Source organism: Shimia sp. (assembly GCF_039969785.1).
In the GTDB taxonomy this organism is placed as follows: domain Bacteria; phylum Pseudomonadota; class Alphaproteobacteria; order Rhodobacterales; family Rhodobacteraceae; genus Shimia.
The window spans coordinates 1-16,372 of sequence record NZ_JBDVNC010000037.1 but is presented as its reverse complement, the minus strand read 5'-3'; the positions used below and the strand labels follow the sequence as shown (position 1 = coordinate 16,372).

The window sequence follows — 16,372 nt, the reverse complement described above, 5'->3', positions numbered from 1 at the left end:
GATACGGGAACGTTGCGTTTCTCTGAGCATCACCATCCGGGGTCTAGTGAAAGACACCTAGCCAATGTGCCCATGCAAAGTGGGTCGGGGCTAGAATAAATAGGCCAACAACGAAGTAGCTCAGCATCAGATACAAGCCATGCCCAGACGGGACCTTTCCGACACTCATTGTGAGAAGTATCGGAGGCACAAGATAGGGCAACGGAATGATCACCCATGTTGGGACTTGAACCAGCAAAACGGACTCGATCGACCAACCTGTGGTTACAGAAAGCTGCTCGGCAAGAGGGGTCATGATTGCAGGTGCGGTCGGTACTGTCGTCCCGGCCGCAACCAGCATTCCAAGCGCACTAAGTGCAGCGAACACCGCGATATCACTTTGTAGCCCGTCCATGTCCAAGGCATTTACAAGATAGGTTCCCGCTTGGGCGCTCAAGCCGGTGTCAGCGACGACAGCTCCGAAACCGATAACGCCAGCCACGAAAAACAACGGTGCGAAGTTCATCTTTTGCGGCAACTCGCGCATTGCAAGTGCGCCGACGACAGGTGATGCACATAACAGCGCTGCACCCATCGCAATCCAGGCCGGAGAGACGCCGTGCCAGGAATCCGTAATCCAAAGAATGACGGTTGTCGTCAGCACAATCGCAAGTCTGAGTTCGACACCCGAGATTTTGGTGTCCGCTGTAACATCGGACAGATATGATTGGGAATCGCGAAAGAACCACCAGCTCAGAGCAACGATTGTGGCCAACCCTAGCCCGCCGAGGACCGGAAAGTTGATCGCCAGATAGTCGCCATAGGAAAAAGAGACCTCATACAGGTTTTCGGCGGTCCCGGTCATAACGAGGTTGGGCACGTTTGAAGGAAGGATCGTAAATGCCGGCAGGGATGTGCTTAATCCAGCTGTGAGCACCAGCCCGGATCTGCCTTTTGATCCCTCCGAGAACCCTAAACGTTTGGCAAGCTGGACAGCGATTGGCGCCATAAGGACAGCGCGACCGATCGCTGTCGGAACAATAAACGACAGGCCCAGACCTGTCACGGCAACAGCCGCCAAAGCTCCAAGATAGCCTGACGGCGCAAAAGCGAACAATCGACTTACAATACGGTCTCCCAATCCACTGGCAATCACCGATTGGCCTATGATCAGCCCCCCAAATATCAACCACATCGCATTTGAGTGAAATCCAGAGAATACGCGATCAGGTGGGGCGATCATCAATCCCGCAGCCATCAGGAGAAACAACAAAGAAGTGAAAAACTCTGGAATGGCGCCAGATATCCACAGGCCAAGTGTTATGACAGCTACACCGGCCGCCAATGTCGCGTTGGGATCGTCACCTGAAATGGCGTGCCCGCACAATCCGGCGACGATGAGAAACACCCCGGTGACAGTAGCACATAGGGCGGGAAGTGTTCTGAAATTGACGGCCATGCATTGAATCTGTCTGCCAGAGCGCTTGAGCGCATCTCCCTGGCAGCACCGCCTCCATTGATCTTTATATCAATGAAGTTGATTACCCGTCCGAAGGGCCAAGTCCATTCAGACGCATTCATACACTCCATGAACGAAATCGCTTTTGGCCGGAAAGAATGCGGCTGGGCTCAAACAAACGATCAAATGGTTACACGGACTTAAGACTTGCAGAAACTTCGTCAGTGATTGCCGATACCCGTTCGCGCAACCAGATATGCGCCGGGTCGTTGGTGCTGCGCTCATGCCAGATCATGTAGATTGTGACTCGGTTGCTCTCGAAAGGGAGCTTGGCAGAACTCAGGCTGCTGAGCGTCCTGATTCTCATGTAGCTTATTTCGGTTGCGATAAGTCGCGTCCCCTCAATGAAGGGCGGGATTGCATTGAAGTTTGGCACGGAAACGATTGGGGGTTTGATTTGTGATGCTTCCACTTCTGGAAGAACCCGTAGCGATGTGCCGCCGCCTGAGAACCGCACCGTTAGGTGGTCGGCTTCGCAATACTCTTTCCAGCTCTTCGGAGCAGATCGCATTTCTCCGTCAAAGAAACACATCATTTCCCCGGAAAACAACGCTTTCTGGAAAATATCGGGGCCGTCGGGTGGCAATGGTGTAAGTGCAAGGTCGCATCGTGCGTCACGCATCAATCCAACTGTGGGCTGACCCGATGGCATGAACTCGAACTCGACATGGACACCTTCTTCCCGCGCGTCTCTGAGTAGCCTGGGGAAAACCAGATCGCGTTGCATATCATTGGCAGCAACAACAAAACGCATCCGTTCTGCTTTTGGATCAAATGCACGTTGGTCGGTCAGCCCGTTAAGGATGTCGAGCGCCTTTTGAACAGGTTCTTTCAGTGCAAGAGCGGTTTCAGTAGGCGTCAATTTGTGGCCGGAACGAACAAACAAGGGATCGTGCAGTACCTTGCGCAACCGGGCAAGCGTGTGGCTGACAGCCGACTGAGTTACCCCAAGGTTATCCGCCGCAACCGTGACCGAGTTGTGCTCAAGGATCGCCAGAAATGTCGTCAGAACGCGCCCGTCGAGATCAAGTACATCGAATTTACTCATGCGAACTATGAATAGACATGAATGGATTGAATGTCGAGTGGCACGTAATCTTCGTTGCGATGACAAGCAGGGAGAAACGCAATGAAACTTTTTATTTTGCTCGGGGGAATGGCAACGGCCATTACGACGACGCTCGCTACGGTTGCCTATAGTGAGGAACTCACTGTGGCGACTTTCATACCGCCGCAGCACCACATCAACGCGAATTTGTTCAAGTGGTTTGGTGAAGAAATCGAAAAACGATCAGGTGGCACACTGACGATGAGCCTGTATCCGGCTGGTCAGCTGGGTGCTGGGCCAGTTCAGCAGTACAAGCGCGCAGTTGAAGGTGTCGCAGACATTACGTTTGGCCTGCAAGCCTACACGCCCGCGATCTTCCCAAAATCGATGCTGATTATTCCACCCGGCAAAGCGACAACTGCGATCGAAGCCACCGAACGTCTGTTGTCTGTCTATGATGACCATCTGGCGAGCGAGTACGAAGACGTAAAGCTGCTGGGCATTTTTACCGTGGCAGGCAACGCATGGGCTGCAACCAAAGACGTCTCAACGCTCGACGGCTTAAAAGGCGCAAAAATGGTTCCCTATGCAGCCATGACGACGCCGATTGTCGAAGCTTTGGGTGGGGTGCCCGTCCAGATGCCGGTGACAGAGATGTATACCGGTCTGTCAACGGGCACGATCGATGCCACCACGGCAACCTACAACAACATGACACCGCCATGGAATTTCTGGGACGTCTCATCCCACTTTGTCGAGAACGTTCCAGTTCAGTTTGCAGAGTTCTTCGTGGTCATGAACAAAGAACGTTACATGGATCTTTCCGAGGAGCATCGCGCCATCATTGATGAGCTGGCGGGCGAGGTGTTCTCGATGAAAGGTGCCGAAAGCTTCCACGGTGCCGACATGGGATCGCTCGAAGCCATGAAAACCGCTGATGCGATGAACAAGGTCGAATGGATCCACGTAACGGATGAAGAACGGGCTAAGATGGACGCCGCAGTTTCTAAGGGTTTGGAGGCGATCTTTGCCGATTATGACTCTCGCGGCATTTCGAATGCCCGCGAGATCTACAACGCCATCAACCAGTAACGAACCACTTGGACGCGCGTCTTGTCTGGCGCGCGTTCGACTTGTGCAACAGGGGGGCGGAACGATGAAGCGCATCAAACTACCAATATGGATCCGGACACTGGACAGAGCGCTAGTAATCCTTGCGTTGCTCGGAGGAGGGGCCGCATTGGCCTTCATGGTATTTGTCAGTTCTTTCAATGTGGTCATCATGCGCAAAGCACTGAATGCGCCGATCCGGGGCGCAGAAGATCTTCTCATTCTCAGCCTCGTCATAATGGTGGCATTTGCCATTCCGTTTGGTGGGCGAACCGGCGCACATATTGAAATTGAGCTTTTGGAATCGCGGATGTCTCCGATGTTTGCCCGCTGGTCCATGCTGATCATGCGGCTCGTCGCAGGCGCGCTGATGCTGACCATGGCGTATCAGCTGATCCATGCCGGACAGAAAGCAACGAAGTTCGGTGAAACAACCCAGCAGTTATTGATCTCCTACGAGCCGTTCTACTATCTGCTGGCGCTGGGTGTCGCGCTTTATGCTCTTGTTATCCTCTCAGACATTTATCAGTTGGCAAAATATCGCAGAATTCAGCTGTTACTTTGGGGAGAAGTGCTATGAGCATGACCCTTCTCGGAGTACTGGGGCTATTGTCTTTGATGGTTCTATTGGGCCTGCGGTTTCCGGTCGCGCTTTCCATGATATTTGTCGGTGTTTTCGGGACAATTGCCGCAACCACCAATAAGTTTTATCTGATTGGAATGGACGCAGACAAAGCCTTTGCCAGAGGCATTCGTACGGCCATGTCGAACCTTTCAGGCGAAGCATTTGAGGCCGCGTCAAACTATAACTTGTTGGTCATTCCAATGTTTGTGCTGATGGGAAATCTGGCCGGTGTCTCAGGCATGTCCGCCGACCTTTTTAACGCCGCGTATCGCTGGATGGGACATTTACGGGGCGGGCTGGCTTCGGCCACGATTGCGGCCTGTGCGGGTTTTGCGGCCTTGTCGGGATCATCACTCGCGGCGGCGATCACAATGGGTCGTGTGGCCCTGCCGGAGATGAAGAAATTCAACTATTCGGACAGTCTGGCGACTGGGTCGGTTGCTGCAGGCGGGACACTGGGATTTCTGATCCCGCCCTCGGGGGGCATGGTGATCTATGCCGTTCTGACAGAACAAAGCATTGGCCGTTTGTTCATGGCGGGGGTGATCCCGGGGATGCTGCTGACCCTTTTGTTCATCGGCGCCATTTACCAAACCGTGTTACGCAAACCCGAAGCCGGACCCGCAGGCCCCAAGGCGCCCTGGCCTGAACGCCGTGCAGCCCTTTTCGCAGCGCTGCCTTTCTTTACCGTTGTCGGGATCACCATCGGCGGCATGTATACCGGGTTTTTCACACCGGTCGAGGCATCTGCTGTCGGTGCATTTCTTGCCATGGTCGTCGCGATTCTGCGCCGATCTCTGGGGCTGCGCGCCGTCCGAGAAGTCATTCTTGAAACCATGAAAGCATCAGCGACGGTGTTTCTGATCCTGATTGGGGCGTTTGTCTTTATTCCCTTTATGTCGATCACCGAATTGCCCGGACAGCTTGTTACCCTGCTGACGTCGCTTCCGATTGGCGATTACGGTGTCCTCTTGATTATCATCCTGATCTACATGTTTCTTGGCATGTTCCTTGAAGGCATCGCGATGCTTGTGCTGACCATCCCGGTGGTATTGCCAATCATTGCCTCGCTTAGCTTTGGATTTGATCCGGCGCTGGCCGACATGAAAATGATCTGGTTCGGTGTCCTCGTCGTGATCGTGCTTGAGATGGGGATGATCAGTCCGCCGGTGGGTATCAACGTGTTTGTGGTGAAATCTATCGCGCCAGACGTACCGATGTCTCATGTGTTCCGCGGGATATGGCCGTTCTGGTTCGCCATGGCGCTGATGCTGGTGCTGCTCATGCTTTTCCCCCGCATCGCGGTCTGGCTGCCCATGACGATGGTCGGATGATCGATACGAATGAATGGTTGGCGGATTACCCAGGACCCACGTCTGCAATTCGACCAACCACCTTGAATGAAATCGTTTCAAAGGAGCGAGAGACCAATGAGTAATATGGATCAGCTGATTACTACCAATATTTTCATCAACGGTGAAGCGCGGCCTGCCTCAGATGGCAAGGTCTATGCCATTCATAATCCGGCGCGTCCGGACGAACTGGTCGGGCATGCGGCGTCCGCGACCGTGAAGGATGTTGAGGATGCGGTGCAGGCGGCGCATGCAGCCTTTCCTGCCTGGTCCTCGCTCAGCATGGCCGAGCGGGCAACGATGCTTCGGCAGGTCGCGCAGCAACTTGTGGCTGATGAAGAGGATGTCAAATACCGCTCGCGCCTGTTCACCCGCGAACACGGCAAAATTGGACGCGAAACGCTGATGGAAATGTCCCGTCTTGGCGACCGGTTTATGCAGTCTGCCGAATTTGGCGAACGGATGGCGATTGACGAACAGATCAAGGGTCCACCATTTGATACGCTGGTCACGCGCCAGCCGCGCGGTGTTGCCGCGCTGATTGTGCCGTGGAACTGGCCGCTATCGATCCTTGGCGCAAAACTGCCTCAGGCATTGATTGCCGGGAACACAGTTGTCGTGAAACCATCGGCGAACTCGGCGCTGGCACCCGCCCTGACACTACAGATTATCGCCAAGCTGCTGCCGCCCGGCGTGGTGAACATTCTGACTGGATCGGCGTCCACCATTGGTGACCCGCTGGTCGGACATCCATTGGTGCGTAAGGTCAACTTTACCGGTTCGACCACGATCGGGCGGCACGTGATGAAGACGGCTGCCGACAATATCACACCCGTGACGCTTGAGCTTGGCGGTAACGATGCCGCGTTGGTTCTGGAAGATGTCGAGCTGGATGATGATGCCTTCAACCGCATGTATTGGGGCACATTCGGGTCGTCAGGGCAAATCTGTATGGCGCTAAAACGGCTCTACGTACATGAGAGCCGCTATGACGAAGTGGTCGACGGGCTGACGGCGGCCTGTGAGCGCGCGGTTGTCGGGGACGGGTTGTTGCCTGAAACGACCATGGGACCGGTGAACAATGCCAAACAGTTGAAAGTCGTGACCGATATGATCGCAGAGGCGCGCGCCAAGGGTGCCGAAGTGCGCGAATGTGGTCAGGTGCCAGACGAAGCACTTTACAATGGGGGTGGCTATTTTCAGAAACCGGCATTGGTTTATGACGCGGATCCCGAACTCTCAGTCGTGCGCGAAGAGCAATTCGGACCGACCCTCCCGATCCTGAAGTTCAAGACAGATGACGAAGCCATCGCCAAAGCCAATGACAGTGACTTTGGTTTGTGTTCTTCCGTCTGGACTCCCGATCGGGATCGCGCCGTTGCGATAGCCCGGCGGATTGAAGCCGGGTACACGTACATCAATGCACATGGTCCTACGGCACAGGACAGCCGCGGGCCGTTCGGTGGGTTCAAACAGTCCGGCATTGGACGCAACCTTGGGTATGATGGTGTATTGTCCTTTGCTGAAGCGCATACGATCACAGGTCCCGAGGGGTTCTTGTTATGAGCGGTATTCTGAGTTCAACTGCGCGCGTCGTGGTCTCCCCTGCGCTCAAGTATCTCAAACAATTGGCGAAACATTTTTCGCACAAAGTCGATGTCGAAATTGAGGAAGATGAAGCCACTGTTCGGTTGAGCTATGGCTATTTCGACCTGCGGATTGATGGTGAGGATGTGTTGGTGATGCAGACATTTGCCGACACGGATGAGCACCGAAAACGTCTGGAGCATGTGGCGGCGTCACATCTTTTGCGGTTTGCCTTTCGAGAGCCACCGGAAATTTCCTGGACTGACGATACCTGAAAGTAAATGGCGTGTCCGGCAAAGGACATGCCAGCCATTAAGTTATTTGGATCAGATCTCCGACCTTAAGCGTCCCGCCTGACACCACCTGACAAAACACCCCAGCGCGATTCGCGAGCAACGTCGAAACCTGTTTTTTCGACATCATATTGAGATAACGACAGGGTTGGCAGGGTCGGAGCCCTTCCAGCGTTACATCACCTATGGTGAACTTTTGTCCGATTAAGTCATTTGGGTCGATGCCCTCGGTCGTCAGGTTGCGACGGTGTTCATGCACGAGCAGGTCTGGGCCGTGTTGGCTTTGCATCTCACGTATGGTTTCGATGGGAAAAAGCGTGATCCCACGCGCGCCCGGAGATCGTGAATATTTGCCTAGCCCGGTTGCATACCGGTCGCCTTCGATTCCTTGATCAGTGATTGCAACGACAAACTCTGATGAAACCATAGGGCGTCCGGTCCGAACCGCGGTGTGAATGTGAAGAAGTCTTGCTTGGTCCATGCTGACAGCCTCATTGCGTTGATTTCAATTTGAGCACCGGTATTTGTCTTCGAGCCTGTGCAAAAGCGCCATCGAGCGCGGCAGGAAGAAATATGAGTTAAGAAGGATGTTGAAGATCAAAAGGATCACGCCGCGGATGTACCCAGTGGGGTAGTTCGGTGAGATCAGATCAGCGATCCAACCAAGAACTGCGCCCACAACCAAAACCCAGAACGTCAGTACCAATACGGTCTTCCATTTTTTCGGCGGATGCCCCGCATTTTGATTGCCAAGAAGCGTTTCAAGGTTCCAGATTCTGTTTTTTACTACCTCTCCCTCAGTGTAGGCGGACAGTTCGGTGACCAGTTCTGCGCGGGCTTTAGATTGTTCCCAGCCAATCAGGTCATCCAAAGTCGCAAAGGCAAGCACGGTTGAAAACGTATCTCCAGTCTCTTGGGACGGAGCATTGTGGCGTACTTCGATAAAACCGGGTTGCAGTTTCAGAGCCTGCTCAAAACGCTCAAGTATTTCGTTTGCTGCCTCCATGTCCGTCTGGCGAATCCGTCGAATGATGACTGACAAAATTGGAGAAGAGGCTGACATTTTGACCCTCGCGGTTGTGGATGTGCCACGCGCTAATTCTTGGCGAACGGCTTACTTCAGAATACGCCTGAGGGTTTCGCATCACAAGAGACGGCCAGACGTGCCTCCGGCGGTTCTGAGAAGTTTGGGTCGATTTAAGATGTGCTTGGCACGGCATCGAATGCTGCATGAAAAACACGGCGTTTTGAAAGGTATAGTATTGATTTTAAATCTAAAAATTTTAATCATAGTGAGGTGGGGCTAACGTAGTCTGCGTTCATGAATAAGTAATTCTTACCGCTCGAAATGAAATTTGTTCATATTAGATATGACATGACATGAGTGGATATCGGTCGTTCCGCTGGTTAGAGTTTGTCCAATATTGCTCGAAATCAGTATCAAATAGGGATGGAACCGAAATGCTTGAAGGTAAAAAAATTATCGTAACTGGCTGTTCCTCAGGGATCGGTGCAGAAACAGCACGGCTCATTAAATCGCATGGCGGAATGGTCATCGGCATCGACCGAAATGAACCGGCTGCCAACGTGGACACTTTTTTTCAAGCCGACTTGTCCAGCAAAGCTTCCATTGATGCGCTTGTTAAGGCGCTGCCAAAAGGGGCGGATGGGCTGGCCAATATCGCCGGAGTTCCACCAACGGCTCCGGCTGATCTGGTGATTCAAGTCAATTTGGTCGGTCTGAAATACCTGACGGGCAAGATCGTAGATGATCTCGCAGATGGCGCGTCGATCGTGAATCTTGCGTCACTGGCGGGTGCTGGCTGGCAAAACGCAGTTGATCAAATCAAGGATGCTGCGACCCTCGACTTTGACGAGGTCAATGATTTTGTCGAAAAGTACAAGATCAAGGAAACCCAAGGCCGTTCCTACTTTTTTGCTAAGGAGGCGTTGGTTGTCTGGACAATGCAAAACCGATGGACTTGGCGTGATCGCGGCATTCGCATGAACGCGGTTAGCCCAGGGGCCGTTGAAACGCCGATATTGCAGGATTTCTTGGACACGCTTGGCAAAAAGGCCGAGGAAAGCCGCAAAGTGATGGATCGCTGGGGCACGCCAGAGGATATCGCGCCGGTATTAGTATTCCTCTTGTCGGACATGACACCCTGGATTCGCGGTGTGAACATTCCGGTCGATGGTGGTCAGGTTGCAAACGTGATGTGCAACATGAACGGTCTGTAACAGACAACCATTCGAAAAGTTGCGCGGCCTCGCTTTTTTGCGGGGCCGTTTTTTGTTGGTTCGATTTGGCCGAGAAAACTAACCTCACCAGAAGTGGAGCAGTAACATTGCTCTTTGGAATTGCGGCAATTTTGTTCTGTCTGCGGATGAATTTCTTTCGGCAAATTCTTAGCTCCACACCGCGCGCGCATATGCAGAAGGGTAAAGCATTGATGTGGGGCAGGTTGGTGCGAAAATCAGGTAATATGCTGAAAATAAACAGTAAAAAATTGCAATTTAATTGACGGGCGCAGTAGGGCCTTCTCTGTCGAATGAGCGGTTCTCATATTTAGTATGACGCGACATGAATGGTCTTAATGGCTGGATTAGCTTAAATTCATCTTAACACAGGAGGAACACATGCTGATCGCCAGAAACGAAATTGAACCCGCTGCACCGGCGTCACCTGCCTGCCTGAATTGCCCATCGCGAACGGCTGCTTGCGGCAGAACCGCAGTTTCACAGATCGGAATTCTTACGTCGGAACTCTTCAATGAAACCCCGTCAATTTCCGAACACAAAAATGAGAAGGAAGTTTAGTGATGCATGTCCCCGTCGCTATCATTGGAGCCGGACCTTCCGGTTCGTTACTTGCATGGATTCTGCGCCAACGCGGTATCGAAAGCATTGTCTTTGAGAACCGTAGCCGCGCCTATGTCGAAGGGCGCATTCGCGCCGGCGTCATGGAGCAGAACGCCGTTGATCTGATGGTTCGCTCGGGGATTGGGGATCGCTTGAAAAGGGAATGCATGTACCAACCCGGTGTCGAGGTTGGCATCAATAACACGCACCATTTCATCAACTTTGAAAAGCTGATTGGCATTGGCGTGACAGTTTATGGTCAGTCAGAAGTGACAAAAGACCTGCTGGCAGGCTTGGACGGAGAAGGGCACAACGTCCTTTATGAAACACCGGTCACAGGGGTGTCTGATCATCTCGGCGACAAAGTCACAGTGACCTACGAAGAGGGTGGTGTCGAAAAGCAGATGACTGCGGATTTCGTGGTCGGGGCTGACGGCTATCATGGCGCGTCTCGCAAATCTCTCCCCGAGGGTGCGATCACCATGCACGAAAAAACCTATCCGCTTGGCTGGCTGGGCGTGATGGTTCGAGCCAAGCAATCCAAACCTGTAGCGTTTTTCACATACCATGATCGCGGATTTGCGCTCTTGAGCATGCGGACGCCTGATATCCAGCGTCTGTATTTGCAAGTCGCCAACGACGAGAACCTTGACGAATGGTCGGATGATCGCATTTGGGAGGAGCTGGACACCCGTATGGGCACCGAAGGGTGGGAACTTACGCGGGGTGAGATATTTCAGAAGGATCTCGCTCCGTTGCGCAGTTTCTTCTGCGAGAAGCAGCGCTATGGCAACATGTTCCTGGCGGGTGACGCGGCGCATATTGTTCCGCCGACTGGTGCCAAGGGGCTGAATTCAGCGTTTGCCGATATCAGCGTTCTGTCTGCCGGGCTGATCCAACACTACACCAAGGACGATAGCTCTATTCTGGATCAGTATTCGGATCTGGCCGTAGCCCGCAATGTTCAGACCCAGCGGTTCTCTTGGGCCAATACAGCCAAATATCATGTCTTTCCGGGATCAAATTCGTTTGATCGGCGCATGCAGCAGGCTGAGCTGGAATACATGGTCACAAACGAAACCGCGCAGATTTCCTATGCCCAACAACACACAGGGCTGCCGTTCGCACATTGGCCAGAACTTTGAACCAAGGCCGATCAAGGTGCGTGAATATCGACAACGGATGAGCAGAAAAAAGACCCCGGCATTGTAAATGCACCGGGGGGCGCAAATTCCAAATTCTTGACGAGAAAGGAGTAATGGACATGACAAAAGACGCTAAAGACTCAAAATATATTCCGGGAACAACCGTGTTTACGGGCCATGAATCGGCGAAGGGGCTCAAGCTTAATAAGTTCGCTTATTCGCTACGGCTGGCAGACAACCGCGATGCCTTTGGGGCTGATCCCGCTGGCTATATGGACAAATATGGTCTCTCGGAATGGGAGAAGGAAAAAGTCCTCGCCAAGGATGTAAAAGCGTTGGTCGAAGAGGGCGGTGGCAGCATTTACATGCTGATCAAACTGGGCGGCGTTACCGGTCAGGGGCTAGCCTCGATGGGCGCACAACAACGCGGTGAAACGCTGGATGAGTTCATGGCGACGCGCAACGTCCCACTGAAACAAAACACCTAATCGAAGTCAGATCACAGAGGATTAGTAAAATGGGAAAAATTGTTGCAGGTGTGGGGTCGTCGCATATTCCGTCAATCGGAGATGCTTACGATCAAAATGACCAGTCTCCTGAATGGCAACCGTGCTGGGACGGATACAAACCCGCCAAGGCATTTTTGAAAGAGAAAGGCGTAACGCACGCGATCGTCATTTATAACGATCATGGGTGCGATTTTTTCTATGACAAGTGTCCGACTTTCGCGCTGGGGGCGGCTGATGAATATCCGATTGGCGACGAAGGTTGGGGCATCAGAGATCTGCCGCCAGTAAAGGGCGATCTTGATTTTTCATGGCATTTGGCGAATTCGCTTATCAAAGAGAGCGAGTTTGACCTGACGGTGTGTCAGGAAATGGTGATGGATCACGGCCTTTTGGTTCCGCTACCGTTGCTGTTTGACCACGACCCGGATTGGAACGTTAAAACGGTACCATTGCATATCAACGTGCTTCAACATCCGTTGCCGACCCCCAGCCGCATTTGGCAGCTTGGCCAAGCTCTGCGAAAGGCGGTTGAATCCTATCCTGAGGACGCACGTGTCGCTGTGGTTGGAACCGGGGGCTTGTCGCATCAGCTTAATGGTCAAAGGTTCGGCCACACCAATGAAGATTGGGATCATGAATTCCTCGACAAGATCGAAGACAACCCCAAAGCCCTGATCGACATTCCGCATGACACCTGGATGGAGCGCGGAGGCGCGGAATCCGTTGAGATGATGATGTGGCTGGGCATGCGCGGTGCGCTGACCCCAGAGGTCAACAAAATCCACCGCAGCTACTATATGCCAATGCTGACCGGAATGGCCGTCACTTGTCTGGAAGACAAGACACCGGCCGCGGTCTGAATCCCTAATGAAGAACCCTCCTGATCAGGAGGGTTCTGACCAAAGCGTACCTCGTGTCTATGTCATTGGCACCGGTGTTCTCATCAACGAGAGAATGCGCTGACAAAAGTCAGCGATAACGCGGCGCCAGCGTTCCGCCGCCTGCGAACTTCGGGGCACTGCGGGACTATCGAGTTTGACAAAAGATTTTTCGGCATTGAGCGCCGCGCCGTAGGCGTGTCCTCGACCGAGGCGGGCGTTGCGTATTGCATTGCTGTGTTTGCCAACCCATCCAATAAACCTAGTGGAGGAAACCATGTCACTGAATTTACAAAGTTTTACAACGGCGTTGGGGCTGTGTCTGGCAACGTTGACAGCGCTGCCTGTCGCGGCGGAGACCGAACTAAGTCTTGCCAATTTTATTCCTGCGCGTCACCCGATGAATGCCAAAGTGTTCACACCGTTGGCGGATCAGCTGGCCGAAACCTCCGGCGGTGACCTGACAATTCGGATTTACCCGTCAGGCGAACTTGGTGCCGGACCGAAGCGGCAGTTCAACCGCGTCGTAACAGGCGTCGCCGACATCAGCTTTGGGCTTCAAGGCTACACCTCTTCACAATTTCCGCGCACGCTTGTCGCTGAATTGCCGGGCCTTTTCGACTCTCCCGAGGACGCTGTCGCTACCATGTGGCGCAATTATGAATTGATCGGTGAAGACTATGCCAAGACCAAGGTTCTGGCCGTTTGGGTGAATTCGCCGGCTGTGTTGCTGACCCGGGATCGCGCCGTGAATTCGGTCGAAGATCTTGCCGGGTTAACCATTCGCGCGCCGTCCGCAATCGGAGCAAAGGTGCTTGAGGCCTGGGGTGCCAATGCAGTGACCATGCCAGCACCTGAGATTTACAACGCATTGCAAACCGGAGTGATCGACGGCGTTTTCATCGGTGCAGATGCAGTAAAATCGTTCCGGCTTGACGAAGTGACGAAACACGCGGCCTTTGATTTGCCCAACACCGTAACGACCTTCTTTCTTCTTATGAACCAAGGCTCTTGGGATGGCTTGTCGACCGAACAACAGGCGCAGCTGGACAACATTTCCGGCCTGACCCTGAGCAAGCAGGCGACAGAGGTCTATGCGGCATCCGGCGCCGCATCACGGAGCCACCTTGAGGGGTTGGAAGGTTACTCTGTGACCAACTTATCTGCCGAAGAAAGCGACCGCATGGTTGACATGCTGGATGACCTTTATCTGGCCGTGGCCGCCGATTTAGATGATCAGGGCATTGATGGTCAGGCTGTGCTTAACGGCTTGCTGGAAAACTGATCCGATGTCGGACGAGACACAAAACAATACGAAACCTGTCGCCCCGGAGACCAAAATCCGGGCGGCAGTCCAAACAGCCAGCAAGTTTAACAGATGGCTGGCGATCATGGCTGGTGTCGCAATACTTGGCATAGCGATCTTGATCGTGGCCAATGTGTTGCTGCGATATTTTACCGGCAAGGCCATCATCGGCGCCGAGGAAATCGTTCAGGTGACGATGGTTCCGGTGATCTTTTTAGCCATCGGATATTGCGGCCAGATTGGCGGCCATATCAGCGTGGATATTCTGGAACCCTTTCTGCCGCAGTGGTTCTGGCGGATTGTTGATCCGATTGTCCGAACGGTTGGCGCCGTCGCTTTTGCAGCTATGTGCTGGCAGGCTATTCAGTCGGGGATCATGGCCGGAGAATTCAATGAAACAACGAACATACGGCGCATCCCGCATCAACCCATGTGGTTCATGCTTGCCCTTGGGGCAGGATTTGCAGGGATAATCGAGTTGACCAAACTTTGGAAAACACCGGGTAGTACGTTAGTGATCGAGGATAAAAACGATGACCATTGAAATTGTCGGATTGATTGGAGTTCTGGGCCTGTTTGGTTTGCTTGCATTGCGCATGCCGGTAGGGCTCGCTCTGATTGTCGTAGGAACTCTGGGCATCTGGTCGCTCAGCAATAGTACAGTCGCGCTGGCAACTCTTGGCGACGAAACCTGGGTCGTGGTTACGCAATCCACGCTAACCGTGATTCCCCTGTTTATCCTCATGGGCAACGTGGCAAGCATTTCAGGAATGAGCCGTAACCTCTATGATGCGGCCTTTGCCTTTATCGGTCATCGCCGTGGCGGGCTTGCCGGCGCCACGATTATCGGCTGCGGTGGTTTTGCGGCTTTGTCTGGCTCCTCGGTTGCATCCGCGTTGACGATGGGACGCGTGGCGTTGCCTGAAATGAAACGGTTTGAATATGACGATCGACTCGCGACCGGCGCGGTTGCCGCCGGGGGCACATTGGGAATTCTGATCCCACCGTCCACAGGGTTTATCGTCTATGCGATCCTGACCGAGGAATCGATTGGTCAGCTTTTTATCGCCGGAATTCTACCGGGTCTTTTGTTGATGATCCTGTTTGCTCTGACAGTCAGTGCCGTTTGCTGGTTCAACCCTGCACTGGGTCCAGCCGGCCCACGCAGTTCCGCCGGAGAGCGCATTAGGTCTTTGGCAGCCGCGGCTCCGCTTATTCTGATTATTCTGGTGACAATCGGTGGTATCTACCTTGGGGTTTTTACACCGGTCGAAGCCGCTGGGGTAGGTGCCGTCCTGACTAGTATCGTAGCGCTGCTCAGAGGAACCGTTACCATCTCTACCGCTGTCTCGGTTTTGTTGAGAACAGTGAAAACAACCGCTATGACCTATCTCATTTTGATCGGCGCGCATGTCTTCACACCGTTTCTGGCTCGTAGCCGATTGCCCGATTTGTTGGTGGAGCAGCTGATTGGGTTAGGGCTGGGGGCTTATGGAACGCTGATCGTCATCCTTCTTGCGCTCATCATTCTGGGAACCTTCCTTGAGGGGCTGGCAATGTTGGTGCTGACACTCCCCATCATTTTCCCGATCATTCTGGCGTTGGGATTTGATCCCATCTGGTTTGGCGTGCTGATGGTGATTGTTCTGGAAATGGGCCTGATCACACCGCCGGTTGGGCTGAATGTCTTTCTGGTCAAAATGATTGCGCCCTCTGTTCCGCTGTCGAAGATTTTTTCGGGTATTGCGCCATTTTGGGTCGCCATGTTAGCCGCGCTTATCTTGCTTATTCTATTTCCGCAAATCGCATTGTTTCTACCTCATCAGATGTTTTGATGAACTTGGAATTAATAGAGGGTAACACTTGGCCCCTGAGTGGCTTTGTCGCACAAATCCGTTTCTGGGCGCGCTTCCCCTTTCCCCGGACGGACTTATCCTACCGGTTCAGTGTTGGGTATGCCAAGGGTGACCTCCCCCCCGAGGCTCCCTCATTCATAACGAGAGTTTGGACCTGTCGCAGTTTGATGCCGCTCCTTTGATAGCATTTACTGCAATAGAGGAGATGAACTATGGGACTGAAACGGACGGATGAATTCCGCCAAGATGCGGTGCGTATCGCGCTGACCAGTGGGCTGACGCGTAAGCAGGTGGCTGATGATC

The 16,372-nt window shown here is 53.2% G+C and carries 16 protein-coding genes; 12 read left to right on the top strand and 4 right to left on the bottom strand.

Features of this window, described 5'->3' with window-relative positions:
- Positions 1–43 precede the first annotated feature (43 nt).
- Both ABJI08_RS17010 and ABJI08_RS17005 read right to left on the bottom strand, forming a co-directional pair.
- Positions 44–1,438, bottom strand: coding sequence for an SLC13 family permease (locus ABJI08_RS17010; protein ID WP_348403045.1), 1,395 nt, complete (start codon positions 1,436–1,438; stop codon positions 44–46).
- Between the two features lie 190 nt (positions 1,439–1,628).
- Positions 1,629–2,546: a LysR family transcriptional regulator gene (locus tag ABJI08_RS17005; RefSeq protein WP_348403044.1), complete on the bottom strand. Its 918-nt coding sequence runs from the start codon at positions 2,544–2,546 to the stop codon at positions 1,629–1,631.
- Between the two features lie 81 nt (positions 2,547–2,627).
- Here ABJI08_RS17005 and ABJI08_RS17000 point away from each other — a divergent pair, with 81 nt between their 5' ends.
- The 5 genes from ABJI08_RS17000 (at position 2,628) to ABJI08_RS16980 (ending at position 7,495) form a co-directional block, all read left to right on the top strand.
- Positions 2,628–3,638 (top strand): TRAP transporter substrate-binding protein, encoded by a 1,011-nt coding sequence (locus ABJI08_RS17000; protein ID WP_348403043.1) that lies wholly within the window; start codon positions 2,628–2,630, stop codon positions 3,636–3,638.
- Positions 3,639–3,702: 64 nt separating this feature from the next.
- Positions 3,703–4,236, top strand: coding sequence for a TRAP transporter small permease (locus tag ABJI08_RS16995; protein WP_348403042.1), 534 nt, complete (start codon positions 3,703–3,705; stop codon positions 4,234–4,236).
- Positions 4,233–5,615 (top strand): TRAP transporter large permease, encoded by a 1,383-nt coding sequence (locus ABJI08_RS16990; protein WP_348403041.1) that lies wholly within the window; start codon positions 4,233–4,235, stop codon positions 5,613–5,615. Before ABJI08_RS16995 ends, ABJI08_RS16990 begins: the two co-directional genes overlap by 4 nt.
- 96 nt (positions 5,616–5,711) lie before the next feature.
- Positions 5,712–7,199 (top strand): aldehyde dehydrogenase family protein, encoded by a 1,488-nt coding sequence (locus ABJI08_RS16985; RefSeq protein ID WP_348403040.1) that lies wholly within the window; start codon positions 5,712–5,714, stop codon positions 7,197–7,199.
- Positions 7,196–7,495, top strand: a complete 300-nt coding sequence (locus tag ABJI08_RS16980; protein WP_348403039.1) for a DUF2218 domain-containing protein — start codon at positions 7,196–7,198, stop codon at positions 7,493–7,495. Before ABJI08_RS16985 ends, ABJI08_RS16980 begins: the two co-directional genes overlap by 4 nt.
- Positions 7,496–7,532: 37 nt before the next feature.
- On the opposite strand, the gene ABJI08_RS16975 is transcribed toward ABJI08_RS16980, so the two are convergent.
- On the bottom strand, positions 7,533–7,994 hold the full coding sequence (locus ABJI08_RS16975; RefSeq protein ID WP_348403038.1) for an MOSC domain-containing protein: 462 nt from the start codon (positions 7,992–7,994) through the stop codon (positions 7,533–7,535).
- 24 nt (positions 7,995–8,018) lie between these two features.
- Positions 8,019–8,519, bottom strand: a complete 501-nt coding sequence (locus tag ABJI08_RS16970; protein WP_348403037.1) for a hypothetical protein — start codon at positions 8,517–8,519, stop codon at positions 8,019–8,021.
- A 455-nt stretch (positions 8,520–8,974) separates the two neighbouring features.
- Here ABJI08_RS16970 and ABJI08_RS16965 point away from each other — a divergent pair, with 455 nt between their 5' ends.
- From ABJI08_RS16965 to ABJI08_RS16935, 7 genes are all read left to right on the top strand, one after another.
- Positions 8,975–9,754, top strand: coding sequence for a coniferyl-alcohol dehydrogenase (locus ABJI08_RS16965; protein WP_348403036.1), 780 nt, complete (start codon positions 8,975–8,977; stop codon positions 9,752–9,754).
- A 581-nt stretch (positions 9,755–10,335) separates the two neighbouring features.
- Complete coding sequence (locus ABJI08_RS16960; RefSeq protein ID WP_348403035.1) at positions 10,336–11,520, top strand: 4-hydroxybenzoate 3-monooxygenase; 1,185 nt, start codon at positions 10,336–10,338, stop codon at positions 11,518–11,520.
- A gap of 119 nt (positions 11,521–11,639) precedes the next feature.
- Complete coding sequence (locus ABJI08_RS16955) at positions 11,640–12,008, top strand: protocatechuate 3,4-dioxygenase (RefSeq protein WP_348403034.1); 369 nt, start codon at positions 11,640–11,642, stop codon at positions 12,006–12,008.
- A 29-nt stretch (positions 12,009–12,037) separates the two neighbouring features.
- A complete protein-coding gene (locus ABJI08_RS16950; RefSeq protein WP_348403033.1) occupies positions 12,038–12,889 on the top strand; it encodes a class III extradiol dioxygenase family protein in 852 nt (283 codons plus the stop codon).
- Positions 12,890–13,184: 295 nt separating this feature from the next.
- On the top strand, positions 13,185–14,192 hold the full coding sequence (locus ABJI08_RS16945; protein WP_348403032.1) for a TRAP transporter substrate-binding protein: 1,008 nt from the start codon (positions 13,185–13,187) through the stop codon (positions 14,190–14,192).
- Between the two features lie 4 nt (positions 14,193–14,196).
- Positions 14,197–14,757, top strand: a complete 561-nt coding sequence (locus tag ABJI08_RS16940) for a TRAP transporter small permease (RefSeq protein ID WP_348403031.1) — start codon at positions 14,197–14,199, stop codon at positions 14,755–14,757.
- Positions 14,747–16,048, top strand: a complete 1,302-nt coding sequence (locus ABJI08_RS16935; protein WP_348403030.1) for a TRAP transporter large permease — start codon at positions 14,747–14,749, stop codon at positions 16,046–16,048. The genes ABJI08_RS16940 and ABJI08_RS16935 overlap by 11 nt, the downstream gene beginning before the upstream one ends.
- Positions 16,049–16,372: the final 324 nt, after the last annotated feature.

What these genes read in the sequence shown, in the direction of transcription:
- ABJI08_RS16990 (WP_348403041.1), top strand. Translation starts at nt 4,233, where the DNA reads ATGAGCATGACCCTTCTCGGAGTACTGGGGCTATTGTCTTTGATGGTT.
- ABJI08_RS17010 (WP_348403045.1), bottom strand. Translation starts at nt 1,438, where the DNA reads ATGGCCGTCAATTTCAGAACACTTCCCGCCCTATGTGCTACTGTCACC.
- ABJI08_RS16955 (WP_348403034.1), top strand. Translation starts at nt 11,640, where the DNA reads ATGACAAAAGACGCTAAAGACTCAAAATATATTCCGGGAACAACCGTG.
- ABJI08_RS17000 (WP_348403043.1), top strand. Translation starts at nt 2,628, where the DNA reads ATGAAACTTTTTATTTTGCTCGGGGGAATGGCAACGGCCATTACGACG.
- ABJI08_RS16945 (WP_348403032.1), top strand. Translation starts at nt 13,185, where the DNA reads ATGTCACTGAATTTACAAAGTTTTACAACGGCGTTGGGGCTGTGTCTG.
- ABJI08_RS16965 (WP_348403036.1), top strand. Translation starts at nt 8,975, where the DNA reads ATGCTTGAAGGTAAAAAAATTATCGTAACTGGCTGTTCCTCAGGGATC.
- ABJI08_RS16995 (WP_348403042.1), top strand. Translation starts at nt 3,703, where the DNA reads ATGAAGCGCATCAAACTACCAATATGGATCCGGACACTGGACAGAGCG.
- ABJI08_RS16935 (WP_348403030.1), top strand. Translation starts at nt 14,747, where the DNA reads ATGACCATTGAAATTGTCGGATTGATTGGAGTTCTGGGCCTGTTTGGT.
- ABJI08_RS16985 (WP_348403040.1), top strand. Translation starts at nt 5,712, where the DNA reads ATGAGTAATATGGATCAGCTGATTACTACCAATATTTTCATCAACGGT.
- ABJI08_RS17005 (WP_348403044.1), bottom strand. Translation starts at nt 2,546, where the DNA reads ATGAGTAAATTCGATGTACTTGATCTCGACGGGCGCGTTCTGACGACA.
- ABJI08_RS16960 (WP_348403035.1), top strand. Translation starts at nt 10,336, where the DNA reads ATGCATGTCCCCGTCGCTATCATTGGAGCCGGACCTTCCGGTTCGTTA.
- ABJI08_RS16970 (WP_348403037.1), bottom strand. Translation starts at nt 8,519, where the DNA reads ATGGAGGCAGCAAACGAAATACTTGAGCGTTTTGAGCAGGCTCTGAAA.
- ABJI08_RS16975 (WP_348403038.1), bottom strand. Translation starts at nt 7,994, where the DNA reads ATGGACCAAGCAAGACTTCTTCACATTCACACCGCGGTTCGGACCGGA.
- ABJI08_RS16950 (WP_348403033.1), top strand. Translation starts at nt 12,038, where the DNA reads ATGGGAAAAATTGTTGCAGGTGTGGGGTCGTCGCATATTCCGTCAATC.
- ABJI08_RS16940 (WP_348403031.1), top strand. Translation starts at nt 14,197, where the DNA reads ATGTCGGACGAGACACAAAACAATACGAAACCTGTCGCCCCGGAGACC.
- ABJI08_RS16980 (WP_348403039.1), top strand. Translation starts at nt 7,196, where the DNA reads ATGAGCGGTATTCTGAGTTCAACTGCGCGCGTCGTGGTCTCCCCTGCG.